The sequence below is a fragment of the Streptomyces sp. NPDC045967 genome, assembly GCF_056430495.1.
The window spans coordinates 504,354-519,683 of sequence record NZ_JBWKLE010000003.1 but is presented as its reverse complement, the minus strand read 5'-3'; the positions used below and the strand labels follow the sequence as shown (position 1 = coordinate 519,683).

The following is a 15,330-nucleotide window of genomic DNA, read 5'->3' as shown; positions in this document are numbered from 1 at the left end:
CGCACGGCCGCGGTCCCGGGCCGCCCGGCGGAGGCGACAATGGGCCGGACCACGCCCCAGCCATGACGTGACCACGGGCGGGGCACGTAACCCAGCGCGCCGGAGGGAAGGGGTCGGTCACGAACGCCGTGTGGAGCCTGGTGGTCCCGTTGAAGCCCCTGTCGGCGGCCAAGAGCCGGCTCGCGGCCGCGGTGGGCGCCTCCCGCCCGGGGCTCGCCCTCGCCTTCGCCCAGGACACCGTGGCGGCGGCGCTGGCCTGCGCCGCCGTCGCGGATGTGGTGGTCGTCACGGACGATGCGGCGGCCTCCGCCGCGCTCTCCCGGCTGGGGGCGCGGATCGTCGCGGACGGCCCGGGGGCGGGGCTCAACGCGGCACTGGCCCACGGGGTGCGGGCGGTACGGGCGGACCGGCCGCGGGCCGCGGTGGCCGCGATGAACGCCGACCTGCCGGCGCTGCGCCCGCCCGAATTGCTACGGGTGCTCGAAAAGGCCGCGCTATTTCCCCGGGCATTTCTGGCAGATGCGGCCGGAATCGGCACGACCTTGCTTTCCGCTGCTCCGGACGTGGAATTGGCACCCGCCTTCGGCGGCCGTTCACGGGTCCGGCATTCGGCTTCGGGGGCGGAGGAAATCCTTCTGCCCGGTGTGGACAGCGTGCGCCGGGACGTGGATACGGCCCGGGACCTGCGGACGGCGCTCCTGCTCGGGGTGGGCCCCCACACCGCCCGATACAGTGCCCGTATGCAGGCGACCGCGTACACGTACGACTCCCGGACCCGCAGCGGCAGTGTGCTGCTGGACGACGGCACCCCGGTGCCCTTCGAGGCCCCGGCCTTCGACGCGGGCGGCCTGCGGCTGCTGCGGCCCGGCCAGCGGGTCCGGATCGAGACGGACGGCGAGGGCGCGGGCCTGCGGATCACCCTGGTCACGCTGCAGACCTTCTGAAGCGGAACGCACCGCGGGCCGGTTTCCCCGCGGAGGGGAAACCGGCCCGGCGTGTGTGACCCGCGCGCCTACTTGCTGCGGGCGGTGGTCTTCTTCGCGGTGGCCTTGCGCGTCGCCGTCTTCTTGGCGGGCGACTTCGTCGCCGTGGTCTTCTTCGCGGCCGGCGCGGTCTTCTTCGCGGTCGCCGTCGCCTTCTTGGCCGGGGTGGCCTTCTTGGCGGTGGTCTTCGAGGCGGCAGGGGTGGTGGTCTTCTTCGCCGCCGTGGTCTTCGCCGTGGTCTTCTTCGCGGCCGGGGCGGCCTTCTTGGCGGTGGTCTTCTTCGCCGCCGTGGTCTTCGCGGCGGTCGACTTCGCCGCGGTCTTCTTCACGGCCGCCCGCTTGCCCGCGGCCTTCGCGATGGTGGGGGGCGTGCCGGAAAGGCTGCCCTTGGGCGCCTTCTTCACGGACACCTCGCCGCCCTTGGGCAGCTTCTTGGTGCCGCTGACCAGGTCCTTGAAGCCCTGGCCCGCGCGGAAACGGGGGACGGAGGTCTTCTTGACCCGGACGCGCTCACCCGTCTGCGGGTTGCGGGCGTAACGGGCCGGACGGTCGACCTTCTCGAACGAGCCGAAGCCCGTGACCGAGACCCGGTCGCCCGCGACGGTAGCGCGGACGATCGCGTCCAGTACCGCGTCGACAGCGTCCGCGGCCTGCTGGCGGCCGCCCAGCTTGTCGGCAATCGCTTCTACGAGCTGCGCCTTGTTCAACGTCTTCCCCTTCGGAGACTTCGCCAGAACGAATGTGTTCAAGCTTATTTCGCACGTTAGGCGGATATATACCGCAAATCAAACACGAAACGGGCTAATCACCCTAGTGCCGCAACGCCGGAGGACGTTACGGAGTTCCTTCGCATCAGTCGCCTTCAGGGAATCGACCCTCGTCGAGGTCCTTCATCAACCTGTCCAGGCGCCTTGCCGCATCGGCGAGATCGTGCTTCGCCGCAGCCGTGACGACCAGCAGCTTCCGGGACAGCGCCATCCTTACGCCCTCCGGGACTTGCAGTGAGCGCACCCGTGTGTGTGCTTCTTTCAGCCGGTCCGCGACGCGTCCGTAGAGCTCAAGTTGACTGTCGCGTTCCATGCACAGATTGTGCCATCTGGGGCGAGTTGTCGCCTCACGGGGCCTCAACACGCAGCTGTGCCCCCCACGGGAGGGTGGGGGGCACAGCGCGCTGAAAGCAATCGGCCGGGGGCGAATAAGCCCTGTTCAGGCTGGAATCAGACCCGGATCGTGCGGGGCTTGAAGGCGGGGCGGCCACTTTCGTAGGTGGTGATGTCGGCTTCGTTCTGAAGGGTGAGGGAGATGTCGTCCAGCCCTTCCAGGAGCCTCCACCGGGCGTTGTCGTCGAGTTCGAACTCGGCCTCGACGCCTTCGGCTCGGACCTTGCGGTCGACGAGGTCGACGGTGATCTCGGCGGTGGGGTCCGCCTCGGTCAGCTCCCACAGCCGTTCGACGGCCTCCTGGGGCAGAACAACGGTCAGCAGGCCGTTCTTCAGCGAGTTCCCGCGGAAGATGTCGGCGAAGCGGGAGGAGATGACGGTCTTGAAGCCGAAGTTCTGCAGGGCCCACACGGCGTGCTCGCGGGAGGAGCCGGTGCCGAAGTCGGGGCCGGCGACCAGGACGGTCGCCCCCGCGCGTTCGGGGCGGTTGGTGACGAACTCCGGGTCTTTGCGCCAGGCCTCGAAGAGCCCGTCCTCGAACCCGTCCCGGGTGATCTTCTTCAGCCAGTGGGCGGGGATGATCTGGTCGGTGTCGACGTTGCTGCGGCGCAGCGGGACGGCCCGGCCGGTGTGGGTGGTGAAGGCTTCCATGGTTCTCAGACTCCGGCGGTGGCGTGGGCGTCGGACAGGTCGGCGGGTGAGGCCAGATGGCCCAGTACCGCGGTGGCGGCGGCCACCTGCGGGGAGACCAGGTGGGTGCGTCCGCCCTTGCCCTGGCGGCCTTCGAAGTTGCGGTTGGAGGTGGACGCGGAACGCTCACCGGGGGCCAGTTGGTCGGGGTTCATGCCCAGGCACATCGAGCAGCCCGCGTGCCGCCATTCGGCGCCGGCCTCCTTGAAGACCTTGTCCAGGCCCTCCTCCACGGCCTGCAGGGCGACCCGGACCGAGCCGGGGACGACCAGCATCCGTACGCCGTCGGCGACTTTGCGGCCCTCGACGATCCCGGCGACGGCGCGCAGGTCCTCGATGCGGCCGTTGGTGCAGGAACCTACGAAGACGGTGTCGACCTTGATCTCGCGCAGCGGCTGCCCGGCGGTCAACCCCATGTACTCCAGGGCCTTTTCTGCGGCCAGGCGCTCCGAAGCGTCCTCGTACGAAGCGGGGTCGGGGACGTTGGCCGACAGCGGCGCGCCCTGGCCCGGGTTGGTGCCCCAGGTGACGAACGGGGACAGCGCGGCGCCGTCGATGACGACCTCGGCGTCGAAGACGGCGTCGTCGTCGGTGCGCAGGGTCTGCCAGTAGGCGACCGCCTGCTCCCACTCCTCGCCCTCGGGGGCGTGGTCGCGGCCCTTGAGGTAGTCGAAGGTCGTCTGGTCAGGGGCGATCATGCCCGCGCGGGCACCGGCCTCGATCGACATGTTGCAGATGGTCATGCGCGCTTCCATCGACAGCTGCTCGATCGCCCGACCCCGGTACTCCAGGATGTAGCCCTGACCGCCACCGGTACCGATCTTCGCGATGATCGCCAGGATCAGGTCCTTCGCGGTCACGCCCTCGGCCAGCTCGCCCGTCACCGTGATCGCCATCGTCTTCGGACGGGCCAGCGGCAGCGTCTGGGTGGCCAGCACGTGCTCGACCTGGCTGGTTCCGATGCCGAAGGCCAGCGCGCCGAAGGCGCCGTGCGTGGAGGTGTGCGAGTCGCCGCAGACCACGGTGGTGCCGGGCTGGGTCAGGCCCAGCTGCGGTCCCACGACGTGGACGACGCCCTGTTCGACATCACCGAGCGAGTGCAGGCGCACACCGAACTCGGAGCAGTTCTTGCGCAGCGTCTCGAGCTGGGCCCGGGAGACCGGGTCGGCGATCGGCTTGTCGATGTCGATGGTGGGGGTGTTGTGGTCCTCGGTCGCGATGGTGAGGTCGAGGCGTCGGACCTTGCGGCCGGCCTGGCGCAGACCTTCGAAGGCCTGGGGGCTGGTCACCTCGTGCAGCAGGTGCAGATCGATGAAGAGGAGGTCGGGCTCGCCTTCGGCGCGCCGGACGACATGGTCGTCCCAGACCTTCTCCGCGAGTGTCCTACCCATCGCTTTCCCTCCGGCCGGCCGGTTGTGCCGGCGCTTCATAGAGATCTCGTGCGCCTGACCGCCCGTACCCCACGTCCCGGACGACGGCTCGGACCCAGTGGTTCGTGGACCCGCACATACAGACTCGCTCGTTCTTGGAAAAATTGAACTTGCGTTTCACAGTGTGAGACGTGAATATCGTTTCATGGACAACTCTAGCGGCGTCGGCGTTCTCGACAAGGCAGCTCTGGTACTGAGCGCACTGGAGTCCGGTCCGGCCACCCTCGCCGGGCTGGTCGCGGCGACAGGGCTCGCACGACCCACGGCACATCGCCTTGCCGTGGCACTGGAACACCACCGGATGGTGGCGAGGGACATGCAGGGCCGGTTCATCCTCGGACCGCGGCTGGCGGAGCTCGCCGCCGCGGCCGGCGAGGACCGCCTGCTGGCCACGGCGGGACCGGTACTGACCCACCTGCGGGACGTGACGGGCGAGAGCGCGCAGCTCTACCGCCGGCAGGGGGACATGCGCATCTGCGTCGCGGCCGCGGAACGGCTGTCGGGCCTGCGGGACACCGTCCCGGTGGGTTCGACCCTCCCGATGAAGGCGGGTTCCGCCGCGCAGATCCTGATGGCCTGGGAGGAGCCGGAGCGGCTCCACCGTGGGCTGCAGGGCGCGCGCTTCACGGCGACCGCGCTCTCGGGCGTCCGGCGCCGCGGCTGGGCGCAGTCGATCGGCGAGCGGGAGCCCGGTGTGGCCTCCGTCTCGGCGCCGGTGCGCGGGCCGTCGAACCGGGTGGTGGCCGCCGTGTCGGTCTCCGGGCCGATCGAGCGCCTGACCCGCCACCCGGGCCGGATGCACGCACAGGCCGTCATCGACGCGGCCGCCCGCCTCACGGAGGCGCTGCGCCGCTCCAGCTGACCCCTCCCCCTTCGTCCTGCCTCACCCAACCCCCCGGGTCCGGGGGCGCGTACGACGCCGCACACGTCCGCACACGCGCCTCCGGGCCCGTTCTCTTGCGGGATCGGGAACGCGAAGAGGCCCTCCGCGTGGGACGCGGAGGGCCTCTTCTGAAACGTACCCCCGACCGGATTCGAACCGGCGCTACCGCCTTGAGAGGGCGGCGTGCTAGGCCGCTACACAACGGGGGCGGGCCTTGCAGTCTGCACTGCACTGCGCTGGGCTACCAGGACTCGAACCTAGAACAAAGGAACCAGAAACCTTCGTGTTGCCAATTACACCATAGCCCAAAGTGGTCTATACCAGACCAACGTACCCCCGACCGGATTCGAACCGGCGCTACCGCCTTGAGAGGGCGGCGTGCTAGGCCGCTACACAACGGGGGCCCTAGCGATCCTGCATCAAGACGTACGGGAGCTACCCAGGACACCTCACGGGAAGGATCTGTACCCCCGACCGGATTCGAACCGGCGCTACCGCCTTGAGAGGGCGGCGTGCTAGGCCGCTACACAACGGGGGCAAAGCACTGCGTTACTGCTGCATTGCGCTGGGGTACCAGGACTCGAACCTAGAATAAGGGAACCAGAAACCCTCGTGTTGCCAATTACACTATACCCCACCAAAAGTCAACCCCTTGTGGGATTTTCTTTCGAGTGGCGCCCCCGTCCGGCCTTTCGGCCCGCTCGGGCGGCGCAGAAAGAACATTACCGGATGCCTGACCGTGCTCCAAAACGGGTATCGGCAGCCAGCAGCTCCGGAAGCAGGTCAAGGCACTCGATGCGGTGCACCCCGGCGGGTCCGTCCCCCCGGTCCCCGGCGCGGTCCAGCCAGACGGCGAGCAGTCCCGCGTCGCGGGCGCCCCGGGCGTCGATCTCGGGCTGGTCGCCGACGTAGGCCACCTCGGCGGGCGGCAGCCCCAGCGCCTCGCACGCGGCGAGGAAGGCCCCGGCGGCGGGTTTGGACACGCCGAGCTCCACGGCGCACACCAGGACCTCGAAGCGCTCGCGCAGGCCGAGGTCCCGCAGCTTGGGGTCCTGGTTGGCGGTGGAGGAGTTGGTCAGCACCCCGTGCCGGTAGTCCGCCGCGAGGGCGTCGAGGACGGGCACCACGTCGGGGAAGACCGCCCAGGCGGCCTTGTAGTGGGCGACGTACTGGTCGAACCAGGTGTCGGCCTCCGCGTCGGTCATCGCGGGCCGCTCCAGGAACTCCCGCACCCGGTCGCGCCGCTGGCCCTGGAAGGTGCCCCGGCCCGCGGCGAAGCGCGCCCAGTTCCGCTCGGTGATCTCCCGCCACAGCGCGAGGGCCTGCACCGGGGTCCCGTACCGCTCCGCGATGCGTTCGGCCTCAAGGTGCCGTGCGAGCCCGGCGGCGTCGGCCCCGGTGTAGTCGAAGAGGGTGTCGTCGATGTCCCACAGCACGGCGCGGATCGGCATGGGCCGAGCCTACGCCCGCGCCCGCGGCCGCGCGGGCCCCACCGGAACATCGCCCCCGCGGGCACGCCGGACACGCCGCAGGGGGCGGCGGCCGGTATCCGGCGCCGCCCCCTGCGGTGGGGCCTTCGGCGGCCGGGAAGGCCGCGGGTGTCGCTACGCGGAGAGCTTGGCCAGGGCCGCGTCGATGCGGGACAGAGAGCGCTCCTTGCCCAGGATCTGCAGGGACTCGAAGAGCGGCAGGCCGACCGTGCGGCCGGTCACGGCCACGCGGACGGGGGCCTGGGCCTTGCCGAGCTTGAGCCCGTGGGCCTCGCCGGCGGTCAGGACGGCCTGCTTGAGGGACTCCGGGTCGTTCCAGTCGGCGCCGGCCAGGTTCTCGCGGGCCGTGGTCAGCAGGGCCGCGGGCTCGCCCTTCATCGCCTTGTCCCAGGACGCCTGGTCCTCGACCGGCTCCTTGCGGAACAGGAAGTCGACGTTGGCGGTGATCTCCGACAGGACGGCCACCCGCGTCTGGGCGTACGGCGCGATGCGCTCCCACGCCTCGGCGTCGAAGTCCTCGGGCTCCCAGTTGGCGTGCGGGGCCCGCAGCCACGGCGCGCAGCGGTCGGCGAAGACCTTCGGGTCGAGCAGGCGGATGTGGTCGCCGTTGATCGACTCGGCCTTCTTGAGGTCGAAGCGCGCCGGGTTGGCGTTGACCCCGTCGATGTCGAACTTCGCCACCATCTCCTCGATCGAGAAGACGTCCTGGTCCTTGGAGAAGGACCAGCCGAGGAGCGAGAGGTAGTTCAGCAGGCCCTCGGGGAGGAAGCCGCGCTCGCGGTAGAGGTTGAGGGATGCCTCGGGGTCGCGCTTGGAGAGCTTCTTGTTGCCCTCGCCCATGACGTAGGGCAGGTGGCCGAAGGCGGGGGTGCTCTTGGCGACGCCCAGCTCGGTCAGCGCCTTGTACAGGGCGATCTGGCGGGGCGTGGAGGACAGCAGGTCCTCGCCGCGCAGGACGTGCGTGATCTCCATCAGCGCGTCGTCCACCGGGTTGACCAGCGTGTACAGCGGGGCGCCGTTGGCGCGCACGATGCCGAAGTCCGGCACGTTCTCCGGGCTGAAGGACAGCTCGCCGCGCACCAGGTCGGTGAAGGTGATGGTCTCGTCGGGCATCCGGAAGCGGACGATGGAGCTGCGGTGCTCGCCCTGGTACGCCTCGAGCTGCACGGTGGTGAGCTCGCGGCAGTGGCCGTCGTAGCCGGAGGGCTTGCCGGCGGCGCGGGCGGCCGCGCGGCGCGCGTCGAGCTCCTCGGTGGTGCAGTAGCAGCGGTAGGCGTACCCGCCGTCCAGGAGCCTGCGCGCCACGTCCTGGTAGATGTCCATGCGCTCGGACTGGCGGTACGGGGCGTGCGGGCCGCCGACCTCGGGGCCCTCGTCCCAGGTGAAGCCGAGCCAGCGCAGCGAGTCGAGCAGCTGCTCGTACGACTCCTCGGAGTCCCGGGCCGCGTCGGTGTCCTCGATCCGGAAGACGAACGTTCCGCCGTGGTGGCGGGCGAACGCCCAGTTGAAGAGGGCGGTGCGGACCAGGCCCACGTGCGGGTTGCCGGTCGGGGAGGGACAGAAACGGACGCGGGGGGGGTTCGCGTTAGCCACGCTTGATCACCTTGTTGGTGAGAGTGCCGATGCCTTCGATGGTGACGGCGACCTCGTCGCCGACGTTGAGGGGGCCGACTCCGGCCGGGGTCCCCGTGAGGATGACGTCGCCCGGGAGCAGCGTCATGGCCTCGGTGATGTGGACGATCAGGTCCTCGATGGAGCGGACCATGTCGCCGGTGCGGCCGAGCTGGCGCTGTTCGCCGTTCACCGTGCACTGGATGGTCAGGTCGCGCGGGTCCAGGTCGGTCTCGATCCAGGGGCCGAGGGGGCAGGAGCTGTCGAATCCCTTGGCCCGGGCCCACTGCTTCTCACGCTGCTGGACGTCGCGCGCCGTGACGTCGTTGGCGCAGGTGTAGCCGAGGATGACGTCCTTGACCCGCTCCCTGGGGACCTCGCGGCACATGCGGCCGATGACCACGGCGAGTTCCGCCTCGTGGTGGAGGTCCTGGGAGAACGAGGGGTACGTGATGGGGTCGCCCGGGCCGACCACCGAGGTGGAGGGCTTGAAGAAGGTGAGGGGGGCGTCCGGGACCTCGTTGCCGAGCTCCGCCGCGTGCTCCGCGTAGTTGCGGCCGACGGCCACGACCTTGTTCGGGAGCACGGGCGGCAGCAGGCGAACCTTGCTCAGCGGGACCTTGGTGCCGGAGAGCTCGAAGTCCGCGAACGGGATGCCCTTGATGATGTCGAGGACGAGCTCGCCTTCGGCGCCGGGGGCGGCATCGCCCTCGACCGCCCCGAAGGCGACATTGCCGTCGATCGAGAACCTGGCGATGCGCACGTGTTGCGTCTGCCCCTCTGTCTGTCCGCCGCTGGAGTCTGCGGCTCCAGGCTAACGCGGCCGGCAGGGGCGCTTCGCCCTCATTTGCCGGGGCTACGGCGCGGCGACGACCTCGGGGGCGTCCATCAGGATCGTGCGGCGGGGGTTCGCGGTCTGCGTCGGCAGCTCGACGGCGTGCTCCGGTACGGCCGGGGCCGCCTGCAGCTCCTCGGCGTCCTCGAGGTGCGCGAGGGTGGTGCGGCGGGGGTTGGCTATGTTGCGGAACATCGTCGTCTTCATCGGGGTTCGGGGTCCTCGGTTCGATCTGGGATGTCGGTCGTGGCGTGCGCCGGCCGCGGCGCCAACCCTTTAAAAGGTAAGGCTAAACATCCGAATCCCTCACGGAACCGGGAAGTAATGGCCACAGCCGTGTGAGTTTGCTCACCCGTGACCCGGCATTACCGGCATAACGGACAGTCAACTCACTGCCGCGAAACGGACATTGCACCACTGAATGCGTCATTCCGCTCCTGATCATGGCGACTGGGACACCTTGCCAGTCACCGTGTTTGCATGGTGTAAGTCCGGTTTCTACCGAAAGCGGTCCCACATGGCGTAGCCCCCCTGTCACAAGCCGTCACCGACCCCCTGGGGGAACGCTCGCACCTTGTTGGAGATCCGCCACTGTGCTGGAATTCGCGGGACCGCCGCGGGAATCAGTCGGCGCGCAGGTGGCGCGATACAGCGCCCAGCGCGGCGGCAAGGAGAGGGAGACGCGCCGGTCACCGACGACCACCATGGGGCCGTCAGTGCCCCACGACTCGACACCGTCCCACCGGTCACCCGGCGGGACGCCTGGTCCAGAGGTTGCGACGCTAGTGCAGGGACGATTCAAGAGGGATGGCAAGGGGTCTCCCCAGGCCCGCCAGGGCCGAGGGGAAGCCGCGGCTGACCAGGAGCCCCGCGGCGGGACCGACCGTGGCTCCTCGCCCCAGCACGCCCAGAACCGCGGGCCGGCTGTCGAAGGCGCGGGCCCCGACGCCTCCGCCGCGGCGAAGGCGCGGGCCAAGGGCCGCGGCAAGACCGGCAAGCCGGGCAAGGCCCAGGCCGCCGGGGCCGTCGAGCAGGACGTGGCGATACCCAAGGCCCCCAGTGGGTCCGGTTCCCGCCTCGCCATGCAGAACTGGCGCATCAGCACGCGACTGGTGTCGCTGCTGACCCTGCCCGTCGTCGCCGCCACCACGCTCGGTGGCGTCCGTATCAACGACTCGCTCAACGACATCGCGCAGCTCGAGCACATGCAGCTGCTGACGACGATGACCCGGCAGGCCACCAACCTGGCCGCCGCGCTCCAGGAGGAGCGCGACAAGTCCGCCGGTCCGCTGTCCGCCGACAAGTCCGGCAAGGTCAACAGCACCGTCAAGAGCGTCCGCGAGCACACCGACGCCGCCGCCGAGGCCTTCGCCCGTGCGACCGACAAGGTCGACAACTCGGAGGACAAGGACGAGACGCTCAAGTCGATCCGCAACAACATCCTGCAGATCGGCCGCCAGCTCACCCTCATCGAGGACATCCGCACCAAGGCGTACGCGAACGGCGCCCAGCAGACCGTCACCGAGTACAACAGCCTCATCGTCTCGCTGCTCTCGCTCTCCCAGGACATGGCGCAGGCCACCTCCAGCCCGGAGATGATCAAGCGCACGCGCGCCCTGTCGGCCTTCTCCGCCGCCAAGGAGTACGCCTCCGTCCAGCGCGCGATCATCGCCGCCTCGCTCCCCGACAGCAACGACCGGCAGGGCGAGCTGAAGGAGAACGACCGTCTGTACGCCCTGTCCGCGCTCAAGGGCGAGCAGCAGTCGAAGAAGACCTTCGAACTGGTCTACCAGGGCAAGTCCGAGGAGCTCCTCGCGTCCCTCGGCGACGGCAACACCGAGATCGGCACCGCCGACCACTACGCGCGGCGCGTGCTGAGCACCAAGGACCAGTTCCTCAAGGAGAAGAACCGGTCCTGGATGGACTGGTACGACGCCGACGACGTCAAGCTCCAGGCGATGGGCCGCATCGAGCTCTCCCTGCTCGAGGACATGGAGCAGAAGGCCCGCGAGCTCAAGAACGAGTCGCAGCAGGACGCCATCATCAACGGTGCGCTGATCCTCCTGGTCCTCGGTGTCTCCCTCGTCGGTGCCTTCGTCATGGCCCGCTCGATGATCCGCTCGCTGCGCCGCCTCCAGGACACCGCGACCCGCGTCGCCCAGGACCGCCTGCCCGAGCTGGTCAAGCAGCTGTCCGAGTCCGACCCGCAGGACGTGGACACGTCCGTGGAGTCGGTCGGCCTGCACACCCGCGACGAGATCGGCCAGGTGGCCGCGGCCTTCGACGACGTGCACCGCGAGGCCGTCCGCCTCGCCGCCGAGCAGGCCCTCCTGCGGGGCAACGTCAACGCGATGTTCACCAACCTCTCGCGCCGCTCCCAGGGCCTCATCCAGCGCCAGCTCTCGCTCATCTCCGAGCTGGAGTCGCGCGAGGCGGACCCGGACCAGCTCTCCTCCCTCTTCAAGCTCGACCACCTCGCGACCCGCATGCGCCGTAACGGCGAGAACCTCCTCGTCCTCGCGGGCGAGGAGCCGGGCCGCCGGTGGACCCGCCCCGTCCCGCTCGTCGACGTGCTCCGCGCCGCCGCGTCCGAGGTGGAGCAGTACGAGCGCATCGAGCTGGCGGCGGTGCCCGGCACCGATGTCGCCGGCCGCGTCGTCAACGACCTCGTGCACCTGCTCGCCGAGCTGCTGGAGAACGCCACCTCGTTCTCCTCCCCGCAGACCAAGGTCAAGGTCACCGGCCACGCGCTGCCGGACGGCCGCGTGCTGGTCGAGATCCACGACACCGGTATCGGCCTGTCCCCCGAGGACCTCGCCGCGATCAACGAGCGGCTCGCGGCGCCGCCGACCGTGGACGTCTCGGTCTCCCGCCGCATGGGCCTGTTCGTGGTCGGCCGCCTGTCCCTGCGACACGGCATCCGCATCCAGCTGCGCCCCTCAGACTCGGGCGGCACGACGGCCCTCGTCATGCTGCCGGTGGACGTCGCCCAGGGCGGCAAGAAGCCCGGCGGTCAGGGCCCCGGCCCGCAGGGCGGCCCCGGCGGCGGACAGGGCGGTCCCGGCGGACAGGGCTCGGTGCCCGGCGCGTCCGCCCGTCCCCCGGTGGGAGCGGCTCCGCAGCGCGGCCAGGTCGCCCCCGGCGGCCAGCGCGCGGCCCTTCCCGGCCGCGACGGCGCCCAGGGCCAGCAGCGTCCGCAGGGTGCCCAGAACCAGCAGGGCGCGCAGAACCCGCAGGGCTCCCAGGCCGGCTGGTCCCCGCAGGGCGGCCAGACCGCGCCGGGCGCCCGCCCGCACCAGGGTGCGACCACCAGCGGGCAGGGCCAGGCCGGCTTCGGCTCCGGTGCGCCGCTGGCGGGCCGTGGTCCGCAGGCCCGTCCGGCCGCCGCGCCCACCGCGTCCGCCCAGCCCGGCTTCCCGCAGGGCAACAGCTTCGAGCGTCCGCAGCAGCCCCAGCCGCAGCAGGCTCAGCAGCACTCCCCGCAGCAGGCCCAGCAGCAGTCCGGTCCCGCGGCCCCGCCCTCGCGCGGCGCCCGGCCCCAGCTGCCGCCGCGCGGCGGCGCCGCGCTGCCCGAGCTGCCCGGCCCGCAGGGCGCCAGCTGGGGCGCCGACCAGGCCCGCGGCCACGACGAGCTCTCGGGCCCCGGCTCGACGGCCGAGTTCGCCCGCCCGGACTTCAACGCCCCCATGCCCCAGGCGAACGCCGACGGCGCCGGCGCGACCGGCCAGTTCGAGCGTCCGGACGTACGCGGTCCCGTGGACCCGGCCGGCACCGGGCAGTTCGCCCGCCCGGGCACCCACCAGCCCGGCGGCCAGCAGCAGCGCCCCGGCGGTCCCGGGGTCGGCGGCTTCCCCCGCCAGCCCCAGACCCCGCAGCAGCCGCAGGCCCCGCAGCCGCAGCAGTACCAGCAGCAGGCGCCGCAGCAGCCCGGCGGTTACGCGCCGGCGCCGCAGCGCCCGCAGGCCCCCGGTCTGCCGCAGGCCACCCGGCCCGAGGCGCTGCCCCCGGCGCCGAGCGCCGGTGACGCCCGCAGCCCGATCTTCGACACCCTGGAGTCGAACTGGTTCCGCGAGGAGGGGCAGCAGCCCGCCGCGCAGGCACCCGCCGAGGCGCAGCAGCCGCAGCAGTCCGCCGCGGCGGCGCCCGCTCCGCAGCGGCTGCCGCAGCGCGGGCAGGCACCGGCCGAGCCCGCCACCGCGGCGACCGGCGCCACGCCGACCGTCAGCTGGCGGTCCTCGCCCAACGACGAGCTGATGCGGCAGGCCGAGCGGGTCCGCCAGCCCGCCGCGGGCGGGATCACCACGTCGGGGCTGCCCCGCCGGGTCCCGCGGGCGAACCTCGTGGCCGGCACGGCGCAGCAGCAGTCCGAGGCGCAGGCCGGTCCGCAGGTCTCGAGGGCTCCGGATGACGTCCGCGGCCGTCTGACCAACCTCAGGCGCGGTATCCAGCAGGGCCGCCAGGCCGGCAACAGCGGTCCGGCGACCGGCAGTTACCACATCGACCCCACTTACCAGCAGGAGCGATAGTTGAGTTCGATGAGCCAGGCGGCACAGAACCTGAACTGGTTGATCACCAACTTCGTGGACAACACCCCAGGGGTGTCCCACACGGTGGTGGTCTCCGCCGACGGACTCCTTCTGGCGATGTCCGAGGGATTCCCGCGCGACCGCGCGGATCAGCTGGCGGCCGTGGCCTCCGGACTGACCTCGCTGACCGCCGGAGCCTCCCGCATCTTCGAGGGCGGCGCCGTCAACCAGACCGTGGTCGAGATGGACCGGGGGTTCCTCTTCCTCATGTCCGTCTCCGACGGATCCTCGCTCGCGGTGCTCGCGCACCCCGAGTGCGACATCGGCCTCGTCGGTTACGAGATGGCCCTCCTCGTGGATCGTGCGGGCAGCGTCCTGACCCCGGACCTGCGCGCGGAACTGCAGGGAAGCCTGCTCATCTGACTCCCCCTACCCCCGGCCGGACGGTACTAACGGCCGGGGGCCCGGAGCATTCGCTCCGGAACCCAGTACCCCCGCCAGGCCGTCATACCGTCCCCCCACCGGCCGCCCCGTCAGACGGCACGCTGACCACTGCTGTCCAGCCCGGAGGATCAATGACCCCGCCCCCCGCCTATCCCGATGCGTACGGAGATTCGTACTCGGAAGGCGACCAACCGCTGGTGCGTCCGTACGCGATGACCGGCGGCCGGACCCGGCCCCGCTACCAGCTCGCGATCGAGGCCCTGGTGAGCACCACGGCCGATCCGATGCACCTGTCCGGCCTGCTTCCGGAGCACCAGCGCATCTGCACCCTGTGCCGCGAGGTCAAGTCGGTCGCGGAGGTCTCGGCGCTGCTGTCGATGCCGCTCGGTGTCGCCCGGATCCTCGTCGCCGACCTGGCGGAGGCCGGAATGGTGGCCATTCACCAGCCGGGCAACGGAGAGGCCGGCGGTACGCCGGACGTGACACTGCTCGAAAGGGTGCTCAGTGGACTTCGCCAGCTCTAACGGAGGCTCCCAGGCCGCGGCGCCGCGCTCCACCACCTCCGCGAAGATCGTGGTGGCGGGCGGCTTCGGCGTGGGCAAGACGACCTTCGTCGGCGCCGTTTCCGAGATCAACCCGCTGCGCACCGAAGCCGTCATGACCTCCGCCTCGGCCGGGATCGACGACCTCACCCACACCGGTGACAAGACGACCACCACGGTCGCAATGGACTTCGGCCGCATCACGCTGGACCAGGACCTGATCCTGTACCTCTTCGGTACGCCGGGCCAGGACCGCTTCTGGTTCATGTGGGACGACCTCGTCCGCGGCGCCATCGGGGCGATCGTCCTGGTCGACACGCGCCGGCTGGCCGACTGCTTCCCCGCGGTCGACTACTTCGAGAACAGCGGCCTGCCGTTCGTCGTCGCCCTCAACGGCTTCGAGGGGCACCAGCCCTACACCCCGGAGGAAGTCCGCGAGGCCCTGCAGATCGGACCGGACGCCCCCATCATCACCACCGACGCCCGCCACCGCGCGGACGCCAAGAGCGCGCTCATCACGCTCGTCGAGCACGCCCTCATGGCGCGCCTGAAGTAAGCGGAGCGCGACTGCCGGACCGAGGGGAGGCGGGCTGTGTCCTACGACACGGCCCGCCCTTCTCGTTCATAACGTTTCGACAGACAATTGGCGCCCGTTGGCCACGGGGTGCGTTCGGCCGGTGCCGCTACGCGCACAACTCCCCCTATTTTTGCCGCAGGAAGGACTCTATGTCCGATT

General features: G+C 70.8%; 13 protein-coding genes, 5 tRNA genes and 1 pseudogene. 6 read left to right on the top strand and 13 right to left on the bottom strand.

What is annotated here, in order from left to right:
* Positions 1-128 precede the first annotated feature (128 nt).
* Positions 129-737: pseudogene (gene cofC / locus AC07FY_RS09305) on the top strand (2-phospho-L-lactate guanylyltransferase); the annotation flags it as partial.
* Between the two features lie 275 nt (positions 738-1,012).
* Here cofC and AC07FY_RS09300 read toward each other — a convergent pair.
* The 4 genes from AC07FY_RS09300 to leuC form a co-directional block, all read right to left on the bottom strand.
* Entirely contained in the window at positions 1,013-1,690 is a 678-nt protein-coding gene (locus tag AC07FY_RS09300; protein ID WP_479002808.1) for an HU family DNA-binding protein, read from the bottom strand.
* Positions 1,691-1,835: 145 nt separating this feature from the next.
* Positions 1,836-2,063, bottom strand: coding sequence for an SCO5555 family protein (locus AC07FY_RS09295; protein ID WP_479002806.1), 228 nt, complete (start codon positions 2,061-2,063; stop codon positions 1,836-1,838).
* A 137-nt stretch (positions 2,064-2,200) separates the two neighbouring features.
* Positions 2,201-2,794, bottom strand: coding sequence for a 3-isopropylmalate dehydratase small subunit (gene leuD / locus AC07FY_RS09290; protein WP_479002803.1), 594 nt, complete (start codon positions 2,792-2,794; stop codon positions 2,201-2,203).
* A gap of 5 nt (positions 2,795-2,799) precedes the next feature.
* On the bottom strand, positions 2,800-4,224 hold the full coding sequence (leuC, locus tag AC07FY_RS09285) for a 3-isopropylmalate dehydratase large subunit (protein WP_479002800.1): 1,425 nt from the start codon (positions 4,222-4,224) through the stop codon (positions 2,800-2,802).
* 184 nt (positions 4,225-4,408) lie between these two features.
* Between leuC and ndgR the strand changes: the two genes are divergently transcribed.
* Positions 4,409-5,125, top strand: a complete 717-nt coding sequence (gene ndgR, locus AC07FY_RS09280; protein ID WP_361753283.1) for an IclR family transcriptional regulator NdgR — start codon at positions 4,409-4,411, stop codon at positions 5,123-5,125.
* 157 nt (positions 5,126-5,282) lie between these two features.
* Here the strand turns inward: ndgR and AC07FY_RS09275 are convergent.
* From AC07FY_RS09275 to AC07FY_RS09235, 9 genes are all read right to left on the bottom strand, one after another.
* A tRNA-Glu gene (locus AC07FY_RS09275) sits at positions 5,283-5,355 on the bottom strand.
* Between the two features lie 27 nt (positions 5,356-5,382).
* Positions 5,383-5,454 (bottom strand) — tRNA-Gln (locus AC07FY_RS09270).
* Positions 5,455-5,477: 23 nt separating this feature from the next.
* A tRNA-Glu gene (locus AC07FY_RS09265) sits at positions 5,478-5,550 on the bottom strand.
* 61 nt (positions 5,551-5,611) lie between these two features.
* Positions 5,612-5,684, bottom strand: a tRNA-Glu gene (locus tag AC07FY_RS09260).
* A gap of 27 nt (positions 5,685-5,711) precedes the next feature.
* Positions 5,712-5,783, bottom strand: a tRNA-Gln gene (locus tag AC07FY_RS09255).
* A gap of 85 nt (positions 5,784-5,868) precedes the next feature.
* Complete coding sequence (locus AC07FY_RS09250) at positions 5,869-6,597, bottom strand: HAD family hydrolase (protein WP_479002796.1); 729 nt, start codon at positions 6,595-6,597, stop codon at positions 5,869-5,871.
* A gap of 153 nt (positions 6,598-6,750) precedes the next feature.
* A complete protein-coding gene (gene gltX, locus AC07FY_RS09245) occupies positions 6,751-8,229 on the bottom strand; it encodes a glutamate--tRNA ligase (RefSeq protein WP_479002793.1) in 1,479 nt (492 codons plus the stop codon).
* Entirely contained in the window at positions 8,222-9,010 is a 789-nt protein-coding gene (locus AC07FY_RS09240) for a fumarylacetoacetate hydrolase family protein (protein ID WP_479002790.1), read from the bottom strand. Before AC07FY_RS09240 ends, gltX begins: the two co-directional genes overlap by 8 nt.
* A gap of 93 nt (positions 9,011-9,103) precedes the next feature.
* A complete protein-coding gene (locus AC07FY_RS09235; protein WP_479002788.1) occupies positions 9,104-9,289 on the bottom strand; it encodes a hypothetical protein in 186 nt (61 codons plus the stop codon).
* Positions 9,290-9,867: 578 nt separating this feature from the next.
* Here AC07FY_RS09235 and AC07FY_RS09230 point away from each other — a divergent pair.
* From AC07FY_RS09230 to AC07FY_RS09215, 4 genes are all read left to right on the top strand, one after another.
* Complete coding sequence (locus AC07FY_RS09230; RefSeq protein ID WP_479002786.1) at positions 9,868-13,608, top strand: sensor histidine kinase; 3,741 nt, start codon at positions 9,868-9,870, stop codon at positions 13,606-13,608.
* A 9-nt stretch (positions 13,609-13,617) separates the two neighbouring features.
* The gene (locus AC07FY_RS09225; protein ID WP_008739864.1) at positions 13,618-14,031 is read left to right on the top strand and encodes a roadblock/LC7 domain-containing protein; all 414 of its coding nucleotides are present in this window, start codon (positions 13,618-13,620) and stop codon (positions 14,029-14,031) included.
* Between the two features lie 152 nt (positions 14,032-14,183).
* On the top strand, positions 14,184-14,576 hold the full coding sequence (locus AC07FY_RS09220; protein WP_479002783.1) for a DUF742 domain-containing protein: 393 nt from the start codon (positions 14,184-14,186) through the stop codon (positions 14,574-14,576).
* Complete coding sequence (locus AC07FY_RS09215; protein WP_479002780.1) at positions 14,557-15,150, top strand: GTP-binding protein; 594 nt, start codon at positions 14,557-14,559, stop codon at positions 15,148-15,150. Before AC07FY_RS09220 ends, AC07FY_RS09215 begins: the two co-directional genes overlap by 20 nt.
* The last annotated feature ends 180 nt before the right edge of the window (positions 15,151-15,330 follow it).

Excerpts from the sequence above, each read along its gene's own strand:
- AC07FY_RS09295 (WP_479002806.1), bottom strand. The coding sequence starts at position 2,063 with ATGGAACGCGACAGTCAACTTGAGCTCTACGGACGCGTCGCGGACCGG.
- leuD (WP_479002803.1), bottom strand. The coding sequence starts at position 2,794 with ATGGAAGCCTTCACCACCCACACCGGCCGGGCCGTCCCGCTGCGCCGC.
- leuC (WP_479002800.1), bottom strand. The coding sequence starts at position 4,224 with ATGGGTAGGACACTCGCGGAGAAGGTCTGGGACGACCATGTCGTCCGG.
- ndgR (WP_361753283.1), top strand. The coding sequence starts at position 4,409 with ATGGACAACTCTAGCGGCGTCGGCGTTCTCGACAAGGCAGCTCTGGTA.
- AC07FY_RS09250 (WP_479002796.1), bottom strand. The coding sequence starts at position 6,597 with ATGCCGATCCGCGCCGTGCTGTGGGACATCGACGACACCCTCTTCGAC.
- AC07FY_RS09235 (WP_479002788.1), bottom strand. The coding sequence starts at position 9,289 with ATGAAGACGACGATGTTCCGCAACATAGCCAACCCCCGCCGCACCACC.
- AC07FY_RS09225 (WP_008739864.1), top strand. The coding sequence starts at position 13,618 with ATGAGCCAGGCGGCACAGAACCTGAACTGGTTGATCACCAACTTCGTG.
- AC07FY_RS09220 (WP_479002783.1), top strand. The coding sequence starts at position 14,184 with ATGACCCCGCCCCCCGCCTATCCCGATGCGTACGGAGATTCGTACTCG.